General features: G+C 62.9%; 13 protein-coding genes. 12 read left to right on the plus strand and 1 reads right to left on the minus strand.

Features of this window, described 5'->3' with window-relative positions:
• Positions 1-935 (plus strand): transketolase-like TK C-terminal-containing protein (locus CVS28_RS06930; RefSeq protein WP_423716387.1); only part of this gene is annotated, 935 nt, incomplete at its 5' end.
• A 335-nt stretch (positions 936-1,270) separates the two neighbouring features.
• Here the strand turns inward: CVS28_RS06930 and CVS28_RS06935 are convergent.
• Positions 1,271-2,026: an IclR family transcriptional regulator gene (locus tag CVS28_RS06935; RefSeq protein ID WP_103465374.1), complete on the minus strand. Its 756-nt coding sequence runs from the start codon at positions 2,024-2,026 to the stop codon at positions 1,271-1,273.
• A gap of 206 nt (positions 2,027-2,232) precedes the next feature.
• Here CVS28_RS06935 and CVS28_RS06940 point away from each other — a divergent pair, with 206 nt between their 5' ends.
• From CVS28_RS06940 to CVS28_RS06990, 11 genes are all read left to right on the plus strand, one after another.
• Entirely contained in the window at positions 2,233-3,639 is a 1,407-nt protein-coding gene (locus CVS28_RS06940) for an NAD-dependent malic enzyme (RefSeq protein ID WP_103465373.1), read from the plus strand.
• Complete coding sequence (aceB, locus tag CVS28_RS06945) at positions 3,636-5,243, plus strand: malate synthase A (protein WP_103465372.1); 1,608 nt, start codon at positions 3,636-3,638, stop codon at positions 5,241-5,243. Before CVS28_RS06940 ends, aceB begins: the two co-directional genes overlap by 4 nt.
• A gap of 2 nt (positions 5,244-5,245) precedes the next feature.
• Complete coding sequence (locus CVS28_RS06950; protein ID WP_103481102.1) at positions 5,246-6,517, plus strand: DUF6986 family protein; 1,272 nt, start codon at positions 5,246-5,248, stop codon at positions 6,515-6,517.
• A gap of 10 nt (positions 6,518-6,527) precedes the next feature.
• Complete coding sequence (locus CVS28_RS06955; RefSeq protein ID WP_103481103.1) at positions 6,528-7,343, plus strand: bifunctional allantoicase/(S)-ureidoglycine aminohydrolase; 816 nt, start codon at positions 6,528-6,530, stop codon at positions 7,341-7,343.
• 176 nt (positions 7,344-7,519) lie between these two features.
• Entirely contained in the window at positions 7,520-8,908 is a 1,389-nt protein-coding gene (locus CVS28_RS06960; RefSeq protein ID WP_103481104.1) for an ATP-binding protein, read from the plus strand.
• Between the two features lie 235 nt (positions 8,909-9,143).
• Positions 9,144-9,935, plus strand: coding sequence for a hydroxypyruvate isomerase family protein (locus tag CVS28_RS06965; protein ID WP_103465368.1), 792 nt, complete (start codon positions 9,144-9,146; stop codon positions 9,933-9,935).
• 38 nt (positions 9,936-9,973) lie between these two features.
• Positions 9,974-10,852, plus strand: a complete 879-nt coding sequence (locus CVS28_RS06970; RefSeq protein WP_103481105.1) for a 2-hydroxy-3-oxopropionate reductase — start codon at positions 9,974-9,976, stop codon at positions 10,850-10,852.
• Positions 10,853-10,913: 61 nt separating this feature from the next.
• A complete protein-coding gene (gcl, locus tag CVS28_RS06975) occupies positions 10,914-12,692 on the plus strand; it encodes a glyoxylate carboligase (RefSeq protein WP_103481106.1) in 1,779 nt (592 codons plus the stop codon).
• A 9-nt stretch (positions 12,693-12,701) separates the two neighbouring features.
• Positions 12,702-13,859, plus strand: coding sequence for a glycerate kinase (locus tag CVS28_RS06980; protein ID WP_103465365.1), 1,158 nt, complete (start codon positions 12,702-12,704; stop codon positions 13,857-13,859).
• A complete protein-coding gene (gene allB, locus CVS28_RS06985) occupies positions 13,852-15,243 on the plus strand; it encodes an allantoinase AllB (RefSeq protein WP_103465364.1) in 1,392 nt (463 codons plus the stop codon). The genes CVS28_RS06980 and allB overlap by 8 nt, the downstream gene beginning before the upstream one ends.
• Positions 15,236-16,579, plus strand: a complete 1,344-nt coding sequence (locus CVS28_RS06990) for a 2-oxo acid dehydrogenase subunit E2 (RefSeq protein ID WP_103481107.1) — start codon at positions 15,236-15,238, stop codon at positions 16,577-16,579. The genes allB and CVS28_RS06990 overlap by 8 nt, the downstream gene beginning before the upstream one ends.
• Positions 16,580-16,585 lie beyond the last annotated feature (6 nt).

Below are 16,585 nucleotides of genomic sequence, written 5' to 3' on the forward strand. Positions count from 1 at the left end.
ACGCCACCCATGGCGAACCGTTGATCCCGTTCTACGTGTTCTACTCCATGTTCGGCTTCCAACGCACCGGTGATTCCTTCTGGGCCGCCGGAGACCAAATGACCCGCGGCTTCATCATCGGCGCCACAGCAGGACGCACCACATTAACTGGTGAAGGCCTCCAACACGCTGACGGGCACTCCCCGATCCTGGCCGCCACGAACCCGGCCGTGATCACCTACGACCCCGCCTACGGCTACGAAATCGGTGCGATCATGCGCGCCGGCATCGAACGCATGTACGGACCGGATTCAACCGATCCCAACGTCATGTACTACATCACCGTGTACAACGAACCGATCAGCCAACCCAAAGCACCCGAGAACATCGACGTCGAGGGCATCACCAAAGGCATCTACCTACTCAAGAAGAGCGAACACGACGGGCCCCGCACCCAACTGCTGGGCTCCGGCGTCTCCGTTCCCTGGGCGTTGGAAGCAGCACACATCCTCGCCACCGAGTGGGGAGTCGCCGCCGATGTTTGGTCCGTCACCTCCTGGACCGAACTCCGACGCGACGGTCTCGCTGCCGAGGAAGAAACCTTCCTGCACCCCGAACGCGAAGCACGTGTCCCGTACATCACCGCCAAAATGGCTGATGCACAAGGACCCGTCATCGCCGTCACCGACTACATGAAAGCCGTCCCGGACCAGGTACGCCAATTCCTGCCCAACGACTTCGCCACGTTGGGTGCCGACGGCTTCGGTTTCTCCGACACCCGCCAAGCAGCCCGCAGATACTTCAAAATCGACTCCCACTCAGTCGTCGTCCGAACCCTGCAAATGCTCGCCAAACAAGGCAAAATCGACCCCAACGCAGCCATCCAGGCAGCCACGAAATACGACCTCCTCAACGTCAACGCCGGCACCACCGGCAACACAGGCGGCGAAGGCTGATCCCCAGCTCCTCCCACGCCCTCCCGTGAAAAGGTTGAAGGCTGGGCCGGTGCCGTATCGGGGGGAATGGCAGCGACCCAGCCTTCATTCGATTAGCCCCAGGAGGGGTCTCACGTTTCCTAGGGCCAATCGAGGAGCTGCTCTGCCGTCGCTGGGGGACAACGGCAGGGCAGGACAGTGCAATGCTGTCCGCAGCACCACACATCCATAGAGAGTACTGAACCGGGAAATCATGACGCCGTCTGGCACGGGAAATTCATGGCGCGCTTCCCGCCACCAAGCAACACAAAAGCCCAGCTGCATCAGCGGCTGGGCTTTTGTGTTGCTGCGGAAAACTAGTTCCGGTTGAGCTCGTCAGAGATCACCTGAGCGGCCCGGCGCAGCACCGGAATGGCACGCTCGGAGAAGGCCAAATCCACGCGTTGCACGGGACCGGAGACGGAGATGGCCGTGGGTGTGGGCGAGTTGGGTACAGCCATGGCGAAGCACCGCACACCCAGTTCCTGCTCTTCCTCGTCAATGGAGTAGCCGCGCTCACGGATGAGCTTGAGGTCAGCCAGCAATTCTTCGATGGTCCCGATGCTCTTGTTGGTGGGTCGGGGCATCCCTTGGCGGGCGATGATGCCGCGCACCACGTCGTCGTCGAGCTGCGCCAGCAGGGCCTTGCCCACACCTGTGTCATGTGTGTGCGCCCGGCGGCCCACCTCGGTGAACATGCGCATGGAGTGCGGGGACGGCACCTGGGCGATGTAAATGACCATGTCGTCATCCAGAACCGCCATATTGGCTGTTTCGCCCAGCTGGTCCACCAGCGATTTCAGTTGCGGCTGCGCCAGTGCCCCCAACTGCTTGGTGGCACCTTCACCCAAGCGGATCAACCGCGGCCCCAAGGCGTAGCGGCGGCTCGGGAGCTGGCGAATGTAGCCCAGTGAGACCAGCGTTCGCAACAGTCGGTGGATGGTGGGCAGCGGCAGGTCAGTCGAAGATGACAACTCACTGAGTGTCACGTTTCCGCCTGCCTCGGTGATGAGTTCAAGCAGTTCAAAGACACGTTCCACGGACTGTACGCCGCCGCTCGCTTTTGCAGCCATGGGCCCGACTCCTAGGTATTTGATGGTGCCGCCTGATATCCGCATGGTGACACGAATATTTCAATAATCCAACTTACCGCATGGCGGCACACCGCAGGGAAATTGGCGATGGGCTTGAAATTCCACCAGATAGATAATAATATCCATAATACGAAAACAATCGTAAATGTCGACAGCCCTCCCCGGGCCCTAGAGAAGGAATTTCAATGGCGAATCCCAGTCCCGGCAACTCGATTACCTTGCGAGTCATGGCTCCCTCAAACTTCACCGTCACCAGCGAATTGGCAACCGCCGTCGCCGCCGCAGGTGCGGCCGTCACGGCGCTGGACGTCACCGAGTCCCGCCACGAAAGCATTGTTGTTGACATCACCGCCAACACCACCGACGACGCCCATGCAGACCGCGTCAAGGAAGCCCTGGACGCACTCGACGGCGTCAAAGTCCTGCACGTTTCCGACAGGACCTTCCTGATGCACCTCGGTGGCAAACTCGAAGTCGTTCCCAAGGTTGCACTGCGCAACCGTGACGACCTCTCCCGCGCCTACACCCCCGGCGTCGCCCGCGTCTGCATGGCCATCTTTGAAGACCCCGAAGCCGCACGCAACCTCACTGTCAAACGCAACACCATCGCAGTACTGACGGACGGTTCGGCCGTCCTGGGCTTGGGCAACATTGGCCCGGCCGCTGCACTTCCCGTCATGGAGGGCAAGGCCGCGCTCTTCAAGCAGTTCGCCAACGTCGACGCTTGGCCGGTCTGCCTGGACACCCAGGACACCGAGGAAATCATCATGATTGCCAAGGCCATGGCCCCCGTTTACGGCGGCATCAACCTTGAGGACATCGCGGCACCGCGCTGCTTCGAAATTGAAAAGCGCCTGCGCGAAGAACTCGACATCCCCGTCTTCCACGACGACCAGCACGGCACGGCCATCGTGACCCTGGCAGCCCTCCGCAACGCCTTAAAGGTGGTGGAGAAGAAGATTCAGGACGTGAAGATCGTCGTCGCCGGCGTCGGCGCTGCCGGCAACGCCATCATCCAGCTGCTCATCGCCCAGGGTGCCACCAACATTGTGGCGTGTGGCCGCAACGGTTCCGTTCACCGCAACGAGACCCACATCGATGAGCACCGCGCCTGGTTGGCTGAGAACACGAACCCGGACAACTTCGACGGCACCCTCCACGAGGCCATGACCGACGCCGACGTCTTCATTGGCGTGAGCGGACCCAATGTTTTGGGCGAAGAGCAGATTGCCGCCATGGCCAGCAACGCGATCGTCTTCGCCATGGCCAACCCCACGCCCGAGGTTGACCCGGTCATCGCAGCCCGGCACGCCGCCGTCGTCGCCACCGGCCGCAGCGATTTCCCCAACCAGATCAACAATGTGCTGGCCTTCCCCGGCTTCTTCCGCGGACTCCTGGATGCCGGCGTGTCGGACATCACACCGAATATGCTTGTGGCAGCAGCAGAGGCCATCGCCAACCGAGTCTCTGATGACGAACTTAACGCCAGCTACATCATTCCCAGCGTTTTCGACCCGCACGTGGCCGGCGACGTCGCTTCTGCAGTTGCTGCCGCCGCTGCAAGCAACACCACCGAAAGGACCCAGTCTTGAGCACGCAAACCGTCACCGTTACGGACCCAACCCCCATTCCCCGGGCAGGGGAAATCCTCACCGACGAAGCCCTGAACTTTGTGGCCGCGCTGAACAGCCGCTTCAACCCGACACGGCAGAACTTGCTGGCGGAGCGCAGCGTCAAGCGTGCCAAGGTTGCCGAGACCGGCAAGCTCGATTTCCTGCCGGAAACTCTTGAGGTACGCCAGGGTGACTGGAAAGTAGCCCCCGCCCCGGCAGCACTCACCGACCGCCGCGTTGAGATGACGGGACCCGCCTCACCGGCAAAAATGGCCATCAACGCCCTGAATTCCGGCGCCAAGGTGTGGCTTGCCGACCTTGAGGACGCCAGCACACCACTGTGGGCGAATGTTGTGGACGCCGTACTCAACCTGCGCGACGCCGCCCTGGGCACCCTGGAATACACCTCCGCCGAAGGCAAGGAATACCGTCTTCGCACGGACGCTCCCTTGTCAGTTGTGGTGACCCGCCCCCGCGGCTGGCACCTGGAGGAACGCCACCTTTTAGTCGACGGCGAACCCACCTCGGGTGCACTGGTGGACTTTGGCCTGCACTTCTTCCACACGGCCAAGGCACTCATCGCCAACGGCCACGGCCCGTACTACTACCTGCCGAAGATGGAAAGCTACCTCGAGGCCCGCCTGTGGAATGACATCTTTGTCTTCGCCCAGGACTACCTCGGCGTTCCCCAGGGAACCATCCGCGCCACTGTGCTGATTGAGACCATTCCGGCCGCTTTTGAGATGGACGAGATCCTCTACGAGCTGCGCGACCACGCTTCGGGCTTGAACGCCGGCCGCTGGGACTACCTCTTCAGCATCATCAAGTACTTCCGCGACGCAGGCAGCGCCTTCACCCTGCCGGACCGCGCCCAGGTGGCCATGACGGCACCGTTCATGCGCGCCTACACGGAGCTGTTGGTCAAGACCTGTCATCACCGTGGCGCCTTCGCCATGGGTGGCATGGCTGCCGTCATCCCGAACCGCCGGGAACCTGAAGTCACGGCTGCCGCCTTTGCCAAGGTCCGCAATGACAAGACCCGCGAAGCCAATGATGGTTTTGACGGTTCATGGGTGGCCCACCCGGACCTGGTACCCATCTGCCAGGAGGTGTTCGACGCTGTTCTGGGCGATCGTCCCAACCAGCTGGACAAGCAGCGCCCCGAGGTTAGCGTCACGGCAGATCAGCTGCTGGATGTTGCCTCGGCTGGCGGGGATGCCACCGAGGCAGGCCTGCGCCTGAACCTCTACGTCGCCGTCGCCTACACGGCTGTTTGGATTTCCGGCAACGGCGCAGTCGCCATCCACAACCTCATGGAAGATGCCGCAACAGCGGAAATCTCCCGCTCGCAGGTTTGGCAGCAAATCCGCAACGAAGTAACACTCTCGGACACCGGCAACACCGTGACCCGCGAACTCGTGGCGCGGATCCTCGGCGAGGAAACGGCCAAGTTGCGCGGCGAAGTTGGCGAAGAAGCGTTTGCAAAATACTACAAGCCGGCCAGCGACCTGATCGCGGACATCTGCCTCTCCGAGGACTACACAGACTTCCTGACCATCCCCGCCTACGAATTGGTGGGCTAGAAATGGCTGCCCACCTTTCACTTTCCGCCGCGGATCTGGCGCACATTGAAGATTCACTGAGCGCCACCGATGCGTTGCTGGACCGCAATTACCCGGGCGACGACGGCAGCCGCCAACCCGTGCACACCGTCTATGTGCCGGCGGACAAGTTCACCCCCACCCTTGCCGCTGATTGGGGACATGAGGCCAGGTCCCTGGCCAGCAACCACGGCGGGCTGGAGCGTCTGGGTTCCCTGTTGGGCCAGGATGACGAACTGGCCGCCGCCGTGGCCCCCCGGGTCGCAACCAAGTTGGCGGCGGAGCCCATTGAGGATCTGCGCCTGGATTTTGAGGACGGGTACGGGAATCGCGGTGATGATGCGGAGGATGCAGCCGCCATCACCGCCGCCCGCGCCGTGAACACGGCAGTTTCTCAGGGCACGGCGCCGCCGTTCATCGGCATCCGCTTCAAGTGCTTTGAAGCCCCCACCCGGGCCCGCGGCATCCGCACCCTTGACCTGTTTGTCTCCACACTGGTGGAGACCGGCGGGCTGCCCGACGGGTTGGTCCTGACGCTGCCCAAGGTCACCACGGTTGACCAGGTCCGGGCCATGGACTTTGCCGTCAGCCGCCTGGAGCAGATCCACGGCCTTGCCGCCGGCCGGCTTCGTTTTGAGGTGCAGGTGGAAACCCCTCAGCTCATCCTCGGCGCGGACGGCACCTCTCCGGTGGCACGATTGGCTCACGAGATTCCTGGCCGAATCAGCGCGCTGCACTACGGCACCTATGACTACAGCGCCTCCTTGGAGGTTTCCGCGGAGTACCAGTCGATGGAACACCCGGTAGCGGATTTCGCCAAGGAAGTCATGCAGTTGGCTGTGGCCGGAACCGGGATCCGGCTTTCCGACGGGTCAACCAATATCATCCCCATGGGCGACGGCGTCGAATCAGCGTGGGCCTTGCACGGCCGCCTGGTGCGCCGTTCCCTGGAGCGCGGCTACTACCAGGGCTGGGACTTGCACGCTGCCCAGTTGCCCAGCCGCTTCAGCGCCACCTACGCGTTTTACCGTCAGGGCCTGCCGGCGTCAGCTGCCCGTTTGCGCAACTACGTTGAACAAACCCCAGGTGCCGTCATGGACGAGCCCGCAACGGCCAAGGCGCTGGCCAATTTCGTCCTGCGCGGAGTAGTCTGCGGCGCCGTTGGTGCCGACGAAGTTGCGGCGCTGACAGGACTCGACATTCCCCAGCTGACCGTCTTGGCGCACCCGCGGCTGGCACTATCCACTTCCAAGTAAGGAGTCAACGATGACTGGCAAGTATTACTCCCCACAGGGCGGCCTGCCGCCGCAAACACACCTCACCACGGAACGGGCCATCGTCAAGGAGGCCTACACGGTCATCCCCAAGGGCGTCATGACTGACATCGTGACCAGCACCCTGCCGGGCTTCAACAAGACCCGCGCGTGGATCATCGCCCGCCCCATCTCCGGGTTCTCCACCACCTTCTCCCAGCTGATCGTTGAGATCGGCGCGGGTGGCGGCGCACCCCAGGCCGAATTTGAGCCCGGTGTTGAAGGCGTTGTTTTTGTCACCAAGGGCAAGGTCAACCTGTCCCTTGACGGCGAACTGCACGCGCTGGAGGAAGGCGGCTACGCCTACCTGGCGGCCGGTTCCATCTGGGGTCTGGAAAACATCTCGGACGAGGTGGTCTCCTTCCAGTGGATCCGCAAGGCTTATGAGCGGCTCGAGGGCTACGAGGCCAAGTCCTTCGTGACCAGTGACGCTGAAGTTGAGCCCACTGCCATGCCTGATACCGACGGCGCCTGGAAGACCACCCGTTTTACGGATTCTGCCGATCTGGCCCATGACATGCAGGTGAACATTGTGACGTTCCAGCCGGGCGGGGTCATCCCGTTCCCGGAGACCCACGTCATGGAACACGGACTCTACGTGTTGGAGGGCAAGGCCATGTACCTGCTCAACAACGACTGGGTTGAGGTGGAGGCCGGCGACTTCATGTGGCTGCGCGCCTTCTGCCCGCAGGCTTGCTACGCCGGCGGCCCCGGCCAGTTCCGCTACCTGCTGTACAAGGACATGAACCGGCAGATCCGCCTCACCTAGGAAGTTTTCCGGCCAAACTCTCTCGCCACTACGACCGCGTGGGGCCGGTACGAAAAAGGCGCCCGCTTGCGCTTTTCATACCCCGTTGACGAACGGCGTGTGGAAGGTGCAGGCGGGCGCCTTTTGTCCCCGCAAATGTCTGCAGGAGGCATTGACAGTCCTGTTAGGGTCAGCGTATGGATGAAAAACTGGGGACGTTCATCAAGGATTTTGGCGCGCTGGCCCAGCTGGCGCTGGCCAGTATTGACCGGGTCGAGGGCGGCGATGAGCTGCTGCGAACGCTGTCCAGCCATCTGGGTGTTGCCCCCGTGGACCTTCCCATAGTGGTGGAGCAGGTTCCTCCCCACCGTCAGGCGGATTTGGACATCCTGCTGGAGGCCATCGCCAGCCGCGACCCAAGGGCCCGCCTTGTGGGAATTGGGGGCGGTGAACAGCGCAACCACCTGTCCCTCAGCGACATGGTCCAGCATGCCGCCATGCAGGCAGCCTTCCCGCTTTCCCCGCCGGACTACACCAACCAGCCCGTTGGCCCGGATGAGCACCGTCAAACAGTTGCCTTGGGACTGCGCCTTTTCCACTACGACGGCGTAGCTGCTGCCGTTCTCCAACGCGAGGCAAAGCCCACCTTTGGCCGCCAGTTCGCCACCGCCGAGGTCATGGCTGCGACACCTGAGACTGCAGCGAAATTCCTGGCCGAGGTACGCCGTCGGATGGAACACGAAAGTCTGTTCAAGGGCCAGATCGTTTCCCTCCAAGTCAGTGAATACGGCCCCAGCATGGGCGGAGTGACCTTTATCCGCCGCCCCGAACTGGCCCGCGCGGACGTCATCCTGCCCCTCGGTCTGCTCGCCCGCGTGGAGGACCACACCTTGGGGATAGGTCGCCAGGGACCGGCGTTGGTGGCTCACGGGCAGCATCTCAAGCGAGGCCTGCTCCTCTACGGTCCGCCGGGAACCGGCAAGACACACACAGTGCGCTACCTGTTGAGCCAAAGTGCCGGTACCACAGTGGTGCTCCTCTCCGGCGGCGCCCTGGCCCGCATTTCGGAGGCCGCCAAATTGGCCCGCGCCCTGGCCCCGTCCATTGTGGTGTTGGAGGATTGCGACCTCATCGCCGAGGACAGGAGTTTTGGCCATGGCCCGCAACCACTGTTGTTTGAGGTCCTCGATGCCATGGATGGCCTAGACAGCGATTCCGATGTTGCCTTTGTGCTGACCACCAACCGTGTTGACATGTTGGAGCGGGCGCTGGCCCAGCGGCCCGGCCGGGTTGATTTGGCGGTGGAGATCCCGTTACCCTCCGAGCACGAACGTTTGGAGCTGTTGCAGCTGTATTCACGCATGCTGAACTTTTCCAGCCCGGCATTGGCGGCCGCTGCCGCGCAGACGGCAGGCACCACCGCCTCCCTGGCGAAGGAACTGATCCGGCGGGCAGTGGTGGCAGCCTCGTTGGCGGGGGAAGATCCCGGCGACTCCCACCTGGCCGATGCCGTGAAGCAACTCATGGACGACGGCGCAGCGCTCACCCGAAGCTTGCTGGGCAGCGGCCCCATCTCCGGCAGCTAAGCGCCAGCGCACTGCAATCGCGGCGCCCGGTTCCGCTTTTCGCACCCCGTCGACGGGGTGCGAAAAGCGGGACCGGGCGCCTTTTGTGTCCCGCGCCACCCAAACCCTCCAAGCCCTCTTGACTACTGGCCCCACCTTGCCTAAACTTTTCATAAAGCAGAAACTAATTTCCATAGGGTGAAAATGTGGAATGACGCACACAGGGGACATGGACGTTCCTTCGGAAGGATTTACGATGACGTACACAGTGAATTGCTCCATCCTCCTCACGGAGCTGCCCTTGCTGGAGCGCGCGGCCGCAGCCAAGGCTGCCGGCTTTGACGCCGTCGAATTTTGGTGGCCGTTTGCCAGCTCTGTTCCCAGCGATGCAGAAGTCGCCGCGTTTGAGCGCTCCATCACCGAAGCCGGCGTGCAGCTGACGGGCCTGAACTTCAATGCAGGTGACATGCCGGGCGGCGACCGCGGACTGGTCTCCTGGATTGGCCGTGACGCCGAATTCAAGGACAACATCGATGTTGTTGCAGGGATCGGCGGCCGACTTGACTGCAAGGCATTCAACGCCCTGTACGGCAACCGCCAAGACGGCCAGAGCCCCGAAGCCCAGGACGAACTCGCCGTGGCAAACCTAGTGGCAGCAGCCCAGGGCATTGCAAGCATTGGCGGAACCGTCTTGCTGGAACCCGTTTCCGGAACCCCGGCTTACCCGATCAAAACAGCCGCTGATGCCTTGGCCGTCATCGCCAAGACCCAGACAGCCGGCGTCGACAACGTCAAGTTGCTGGCCGATTTCTACCACCTGTCCGTCAACGGCGACGACGTGGCCGCAGTGATTGAAAAGCATGCCAAGGATTTCGGGCACATCCAGATTGCCGACAACCCCGGCCGCGGCGCACCGGGCACGGGCGAGCTGCCCCTCGGCGAGTGGATCAGCCGCAGCCGCGCACTTGGCTACACGGGAGCCATCGGCCTGGAGTACAAGTCACCGCAGGCAGAAGCCTTCGCCTGGGCCATCCGCCAGCCCGCCTAAAACTCCCACACACACTTACACCACCCAAAGGATTCATCATGACAAACGTTGCAGTGATCGGACTCGGAATCATGGGTCTTCCCATGGCCATCAACCTGGTTGCGGCCGGCCACACGGTCACCGGTTTCAACCGCAGCCAGGGCGCCATTGACAAGCTGGTTGCCGCAGGCGGCTTGGGTGGCGCCAGCATCGCCGACGCCGTCAAGGACGCCGACGCGATCATCACCATGGTCCCGGACTCCCCCGACGTAGAGGCAGTTGTCAGCGGCGCCGACGGCGTCTTCGCCAACGCCCGCAAAGGTGCCCTGTGGATTGATGCCAGCTCCATCCGCCCCGATGTTTCCAAGCGTCTGGCAGGGGACGCCGTTGCCGCGGGCATCCGCCCCTTGGACGCACCGGTTTCCGGTGGCGAACAGGGCGCCATTGACGGCGTACTCTCCATCATGGTCGGGGGCGAGGCAAAGGATTTCGCCGACGCCGGTGAAGTGCTCGGCGCAGTGGGCAAAACCATTGTCCATGTGGGCCCCTCCGGCTCAGGCCAGACAGTCAAGGCAGCGAACCAGCTGATCGTGGCCGTCAACATCCAGGCACTCTCCGAGGCAATCGTTTTCCTCGAGGCCTACGGCGTGGACACCAACGCCGCCCTGAAGGTCCTTGGCGGCGGACTCGCCGGATCCAAGGTCCTCGATCAGAAGGGCCAGAAAATGCTTGACCGCAACTTCGACCCCGGATTCCGACTGGCCCTCCACAACAAGGATCTGGGCATTGTCACAGCAGCCGCCCGCGAAGCCGGCGTCACCGTCCCCCTCGGCGCAGCAGTTGCACAGCTCGTCTCAGCAATGGTGGCCCAGGGCGACGGCGCCCTTGACCATTCCGGCCTCTTCAAGCAGGCCGCCGCACTCTCCAGGCGCAAATAGCCCACTCCCTCAAGCAGCACCGCCCACCAGGGCCCCACCACAGACTTTCAAGGAGTACACAATGACTAAAATGCGCAGCGTTGACGCCGCTATTCTGATCCTGGAAAAGGAAGGCGCCACAGAGGTCTTCGGACTCCCCGGCGCAGCCATCAACCCGTTCTATGCAGCCATGCGCGACCACGGAGGCATCAACCACACCCTGGCCCGCCACGTTGAGGGCGCCTCGCACATGGCTGACGGCTACTCCCGCGCAGCCAAGGACAACATTGGTGTTTGTACCGGAACCTCGGGCCCCGCAGGCACCGACATGATCACCGGTTTGTACGCCGCCTGGGCAGACTCCGTGCCGATCCTGTGCATCACCGGCCAGGCTCCTGTTGCCAAGCTGCACAAGGAAGATTTCCAGGCCGTGGACATTGAGACCATTGCCGCACCATTGACCAAGATGGCCATGACCATCAAGGAGCCCGGCCAGATCCCGGGAGCCTTCCAAAAGGCTTTCTACTTGATGCGCTCCGGCCGTCCGGGCCCGGTCCTGTTGGATCTGCCCATCGACGTTCAAATGGCTGAGATTGAATTCGACATCGACGCCTACGAGCCGATGACCCCCAGCAAGCCGGCCGCCTCGCGCAAGCAGGCCGAGAAGGCTTTGGACATCCTGTTGGCCGGCAAGCACCCGTTGATTGTTGCCGGCGGAGGTGTCATCAGCGCCGAGGCTTCAGGGCGCCTGGTGGAATTGGCTGAACTGCTCTCCATCCCCGTGATCCCCACACTGATGGGCTGGGGTTCCATTCCGGACGATCATCCCCTGATGGCCGGCATGGTTGGCCTGCAGACCTCGCACCGCTATGGCAACGCAACCTTCTTGGAGTCCGACGCCGTCATCGGCATCGGAAACCGCTGGGCCAACCGCCACACAGGTGGTCTGGACACGTACACGAAGGGCCGCAGGTTCGTTCACGTTGACATTGAGCCCACCCAGATCGGCCGCGTGTTCTCCCCGGACCTGGGCATCGTGTCCGACGCCGGCGCAGCCCTGGACGTTTTGCTGGAAGCTGCCCGCGACCGCATGGCGGCGGGTACCGTTCCGGACTACAGCCAGTGGGCCGATGAGTGCGCCACCCGCAAGGGCAGCCTGCAGCGCAAGACTCACTTCGACAACGTGCCCATGAAGCCGCAGCGTGTCTACGAGGAGATGAACACGGCCTTCGGCCAGGACACCACCTACGTTTCCACCATTGGTCTGTCCCAGATTGCCGGTGCACAGATGCTGCACGTCTTCGGCCCCCGCCGCTGGATCAACGCAGGTCAGGCCGGCCCCTTGGGCTGGACCGGACCGGCTGCACTGGGCGTTGTCCGCGGCAAGCCCGGAGCGACAGTTGTGGCCCTCTCGGGTGACTACGACTTCCAGTTCATGATTGAGGAATTGGCCGTTGGCGCGCAGTTCAACCTGCCGTACATCCACGTTGTTGTGAACAACTCCTACCTGGGCTTGATCCGCCAGTCGCAGCGCGGTTTCAAGATGGACTACCACGTATCCCTGGCCTTCGAGAACATCAACTCTCCCGAGACCAACGGCTACGGCGTTGACCACATCAAGGTTGCCGAGGGCCTCGGCTGCAAGGCCATCCGCGTTGAGCGCCCCGAGGACATGGCGGCCGCTTTCGCCGAAGCCAAGAAGCTCATGGAAGCGTTCCGGGTTCCGGTTGTTGTTGAGGCCATCCTGGAGAAGGTCACCAACATCTCCATGGGCACCGAGCTGGACAACGTCACCGAGATCGAGGACATTGCCGAGTACGCCACGGATGCGCCCACAGCCATCCTGACCTTGCAGGGCTAGGACGGACTCATGCGAGTCATCCTCGCCCCTGACAAGTTCAAAGGGTCCTTGTCGGCTCCCGAGGTTGCCCAATTCCTGGCAGCTGGCTTGCGGTCCGCCCACCAAGGCTTGGACATTGAGCTGATGCCAGTGGCCGACGGCGGCGAGGGAACCATTGACGCCGTCGTCGCCGCAGGATTTACCCGGGTCAGCGCAACGGTTCAAGGCCCCACGGGTCAGGCTGTGGAAGCAGACTTCGCCATTCGTGGCAATGTTGCAGTGATTGAGATGGCGTCGGCCTCCGGGCTGGCAGTGCTGCCAGCTGGCCGGCTGTCACCGTTGGCCGCCTCCACCTTCGGCACGGGCCAACTGGTCAGTGCCGCCCTGGACCACGGCTGCACAGACATTGTGCTTGGCGTGGGCGGCAGCGCCTCCACCGACGGCGGGGCAGGAATGCTCGCAGCCCTGGGTGTTACGTTCAAGAACGCTGCCGGGCGGCATTTGCTGCCCGGCGGCGGGGCCCTCTCCGCCGTGACAAACATCGATGTCACGGGCTTGGACAAGCGTCTGGGTGGGGTCGCCTTCACCCTCGCCAGCGATGTGGACAACCCACTTCTGGGTCCGGAAGGCGCGGCAGCCATTTTTGGGCCCCAGAAGGGTGCAACCCCGGAACACGTGGTGCAGCTGGAAAACGCCTTGGAACGGTATTTCCGGATCATGGCCAATGCCCTGGGCACCGCCGCCGTGGATGCCATCGATGCCCCGGGCGCCGGCGCGGCCGGTGGCACCGGCTACGCGGCATTGGCCGTTTTGAACGCCAAACGCCGTTCCGGCATTGACGTTGTCCTTGGCCTGACAGGCTTGGCGGACAGGCTCCACGGCGCCGACCTGGTCATCACCGGCGAAGGCAGCCTCGACGAGCAGAGCCTCTTCGGCAAGGCTCCCATGGGTGTGGGATCCGCAGCCCGCGCAGCCGGAGTTCCCGTGGTTGCCGTCTGCGGACGCACCACCTTGGACACTGAGACTCTTCAAAGCGCCGGTTTTGCCCACACACACGCTCTAACCGATATTGAACCCGACACCAGTCTTTGCATGAACAACGCTGGCAGTCTACTTACACAGATTGGTGCGCTGATTGGCGCAGAACTGGCCCGCACCGGCCACGAACAGGAGAATTCTTATGTCTAGCACCGAAGATAACACCACGCACGGCGCCGTCTATGACCTCGTTTTTCGCGGCCAGCGCGTGCTCACCACGGCCGGCATTGTGCCGCGTGAAGTGGGTGTCCGCGACGGCGTCGTCATCGCCCTGGAGCCCTTCGGCAACAATCTCCAGGGCCTTGAAGTCATTGAACTGGCAGATGATGAAACCCTGATTCCGGGACTTGTTGACAGCCACGTGCACATCAACGAACCCGGCCGCACGGATTGGGAGGGGTTTGCCTCCGCCACCCGTGCCGCTGCCGCCGGTGGCGTGACAACCGTCATCGACATGCCCCTGAACAGCATTCCGGCCACCACCAATGTTGCAGCCCTGGAGTTGAAGCGCAGCGTCGCGCTGGACCAGGCGTTTGTGGACGTTGGATTCTGGGGTGGGGCCATCCCCGGCAACAAGGCGGATCTGCGCCCCCTGCACGACGACGGCGTGTTCGGCTTCAAGTGCTTCCTGCTGCACTCGGGTGTGGACGAGTTCCCGCCCCTCGACGCGGATGAGATGGAAGTGGACATGGCTGAGTTGAAGTCCTTCGACTCCATCATGATTGTTCACGCCGAGGATTCACGGGCCATCGACAGGGCGCCCACCGCCGAAGGCGACCACTATGACAAGTTCTTGGCATCCCGCCCCCGCGGCGCGGAGAACTTGGCCATTGCAGAGGTTATTGAACGGGCCCGCTGGACTGGGGCCCGGGCGCACATCCTGCACCTGAGCTCATCCGACGCCCTGCCCATGATTGCCAGCGCACGCCGTGACGGCGTCAGGCTGACTGTTGAGACTTGCCCGCACTACCTGACCCTCATGGCAGAAGAGATTCCCAACGGCGGCACCGCTTACAAGTGCTGCCCTCCCATCCGTGAGGCTTCCAACCGGGAGCTGCTGTGGGAGGGCCTGCAGGACGGCACCATTGATTGCATCGTCACCGACCACTCCCCCAGCACCTTGGACTTGAAAGACCTGGAAAACGGCGACTTTGCCGTGGCATGGGGCGGCGTGTCCTCGCTGCAGCTTGGTTTGTCGCTGATCTGGTCCGAGGCACGCCACCGCGGCATCGCCCTGGAACAGGTCATCAAATGGATGTCCACGGCCCCGGCAGAGTTGGTTGGCCTACACAAGAAGGGCAAGCTGGCTCCGGGCTACGATGCCGACTTTGCTGTCTTTGCCGCTGACGACGCGTTCGTGGTTGACGTCTCCAAGCTCAAGCACAAGAACCCGATTACCCCTTACGACGGGCGTGCCCTCTCCGGCGTGGTTCGACGCACCTTCCTGCGCGGGCAGGAAGTTGACTTCGTGACACCCACCGGCAAATTGTTGCGCCGCGGCGAGATCACAGTGGAACGGGAGAGCCTTGTCTGAGTCCGTGCTGCTTCCGGCCTTGGGTGAAAGCGTCACCGAAGGCACTGTCATCCGGTGGTTGAAAGCCGTGGGCGAGCGCGTCTCCATCGATGAACCACTGGTAGAGGTGTCCACAGACAAGGTGGACACTGAAATCCCGTCCCCGTTTGCTGGCATCCTTGCCAGCATCCTGGTGCCGGAGGACCACATCGCTGACATTGGCGCGGTTCTGGCGGTCATTACGGCTGAAACGGCGGCCGTCGAGCCGCCGGCAGACCGGGATTCCCTCGGCGACTTTCCGGCCAATCGGCCGCGGACGGCCTCGGCCAGGGGCCCACTGTCCCGAGGGGCCCAGAACGAGCTTGCGAGTTCTGGGAGGGACAGGGGACTGACGTCGCCTACGGAAACCCCGGCTCCGCCGGTTGTCGAGCCTGTCGAGACCAAGGCACCGCCGGTCGCGACGCAGGTGGCGGGACGTTACTTCACGCCCCTGGTGCGCAAGCTGGCACGCGAGCTCAAGGTCGACTTGGCATCTGTGGCGGGAACTGGCATTGGCGGACGCGTTCGCGGCGACGACGTCAGGGCTGCGGCAGCGCCTGCCGTCATCGCCGCAACAACTGGCTTGCGTGGAACTGTGGTGAAGGCGCCGCGGATCCGTGCCGTGATTGCTTCGCGCATGCGCGAATCCCTGAACACGTCAACGCAGCTCACTCAGGTGCACGAGGTGGACGTGACGGGCATTGTCCGGTTGCGGGAGAAGGCCAAGGCACAATTTGCGGCAGTTCATGGCGTGAAGTTAACGTACCTGCCGTTCATTGCCCAGGCTGTTGCCGAGGCACTGAAGGTGCATCCCATGCTCAACGCAGCCTTCGATGAGGCTGCCGGCACGATCAACTATCACGACGCTGAGCACCTTGCCTTTGCCGTGGACGCGCCGAAGGGCCTGATGGTTCCGGTGGTGCGTGATGCGGGTTCATTGAACCTGGCCGGTCTGGCCGCCGGCATTGCCGATGTGGCTGCCCGCACCCGGGACGGCTCCATCAAGGCCGAGGAACTCAATGGTGGCACGTTCTCGATCACCAACATTGGTTCGGTGGGTGCACTCTTTGACACGCCCATCATCAACCAGCCCCAGGTTGGAATTTTGGGTGTCGGCTCCATCGTCAAACGCCCCATGGTGGTCACCGGCCCGGATGGTGATGACCTGCTGGCCATCCGCCATATGATGTATCTCTGCTTGACCTACGACCACCGTTTGGTTGATGGTGCCGACGCGGGCCGGTTCCTGCAAACTGTGACCGCCCGCTTGGCTGCTGCCTCCTTTGAGGCAGATCTAGGCCTCGTGAACGGGCAGTAGTTGTTG

This window comes from Arthrobacter glacialis (assembly GCF_002909415.1).
Classification (GTDB): Bacteria; Actinomycetota; Actinomycetes; order Actinomycetales; family Micrococcaceae; genus Specibacter; species Specibacter glacialis.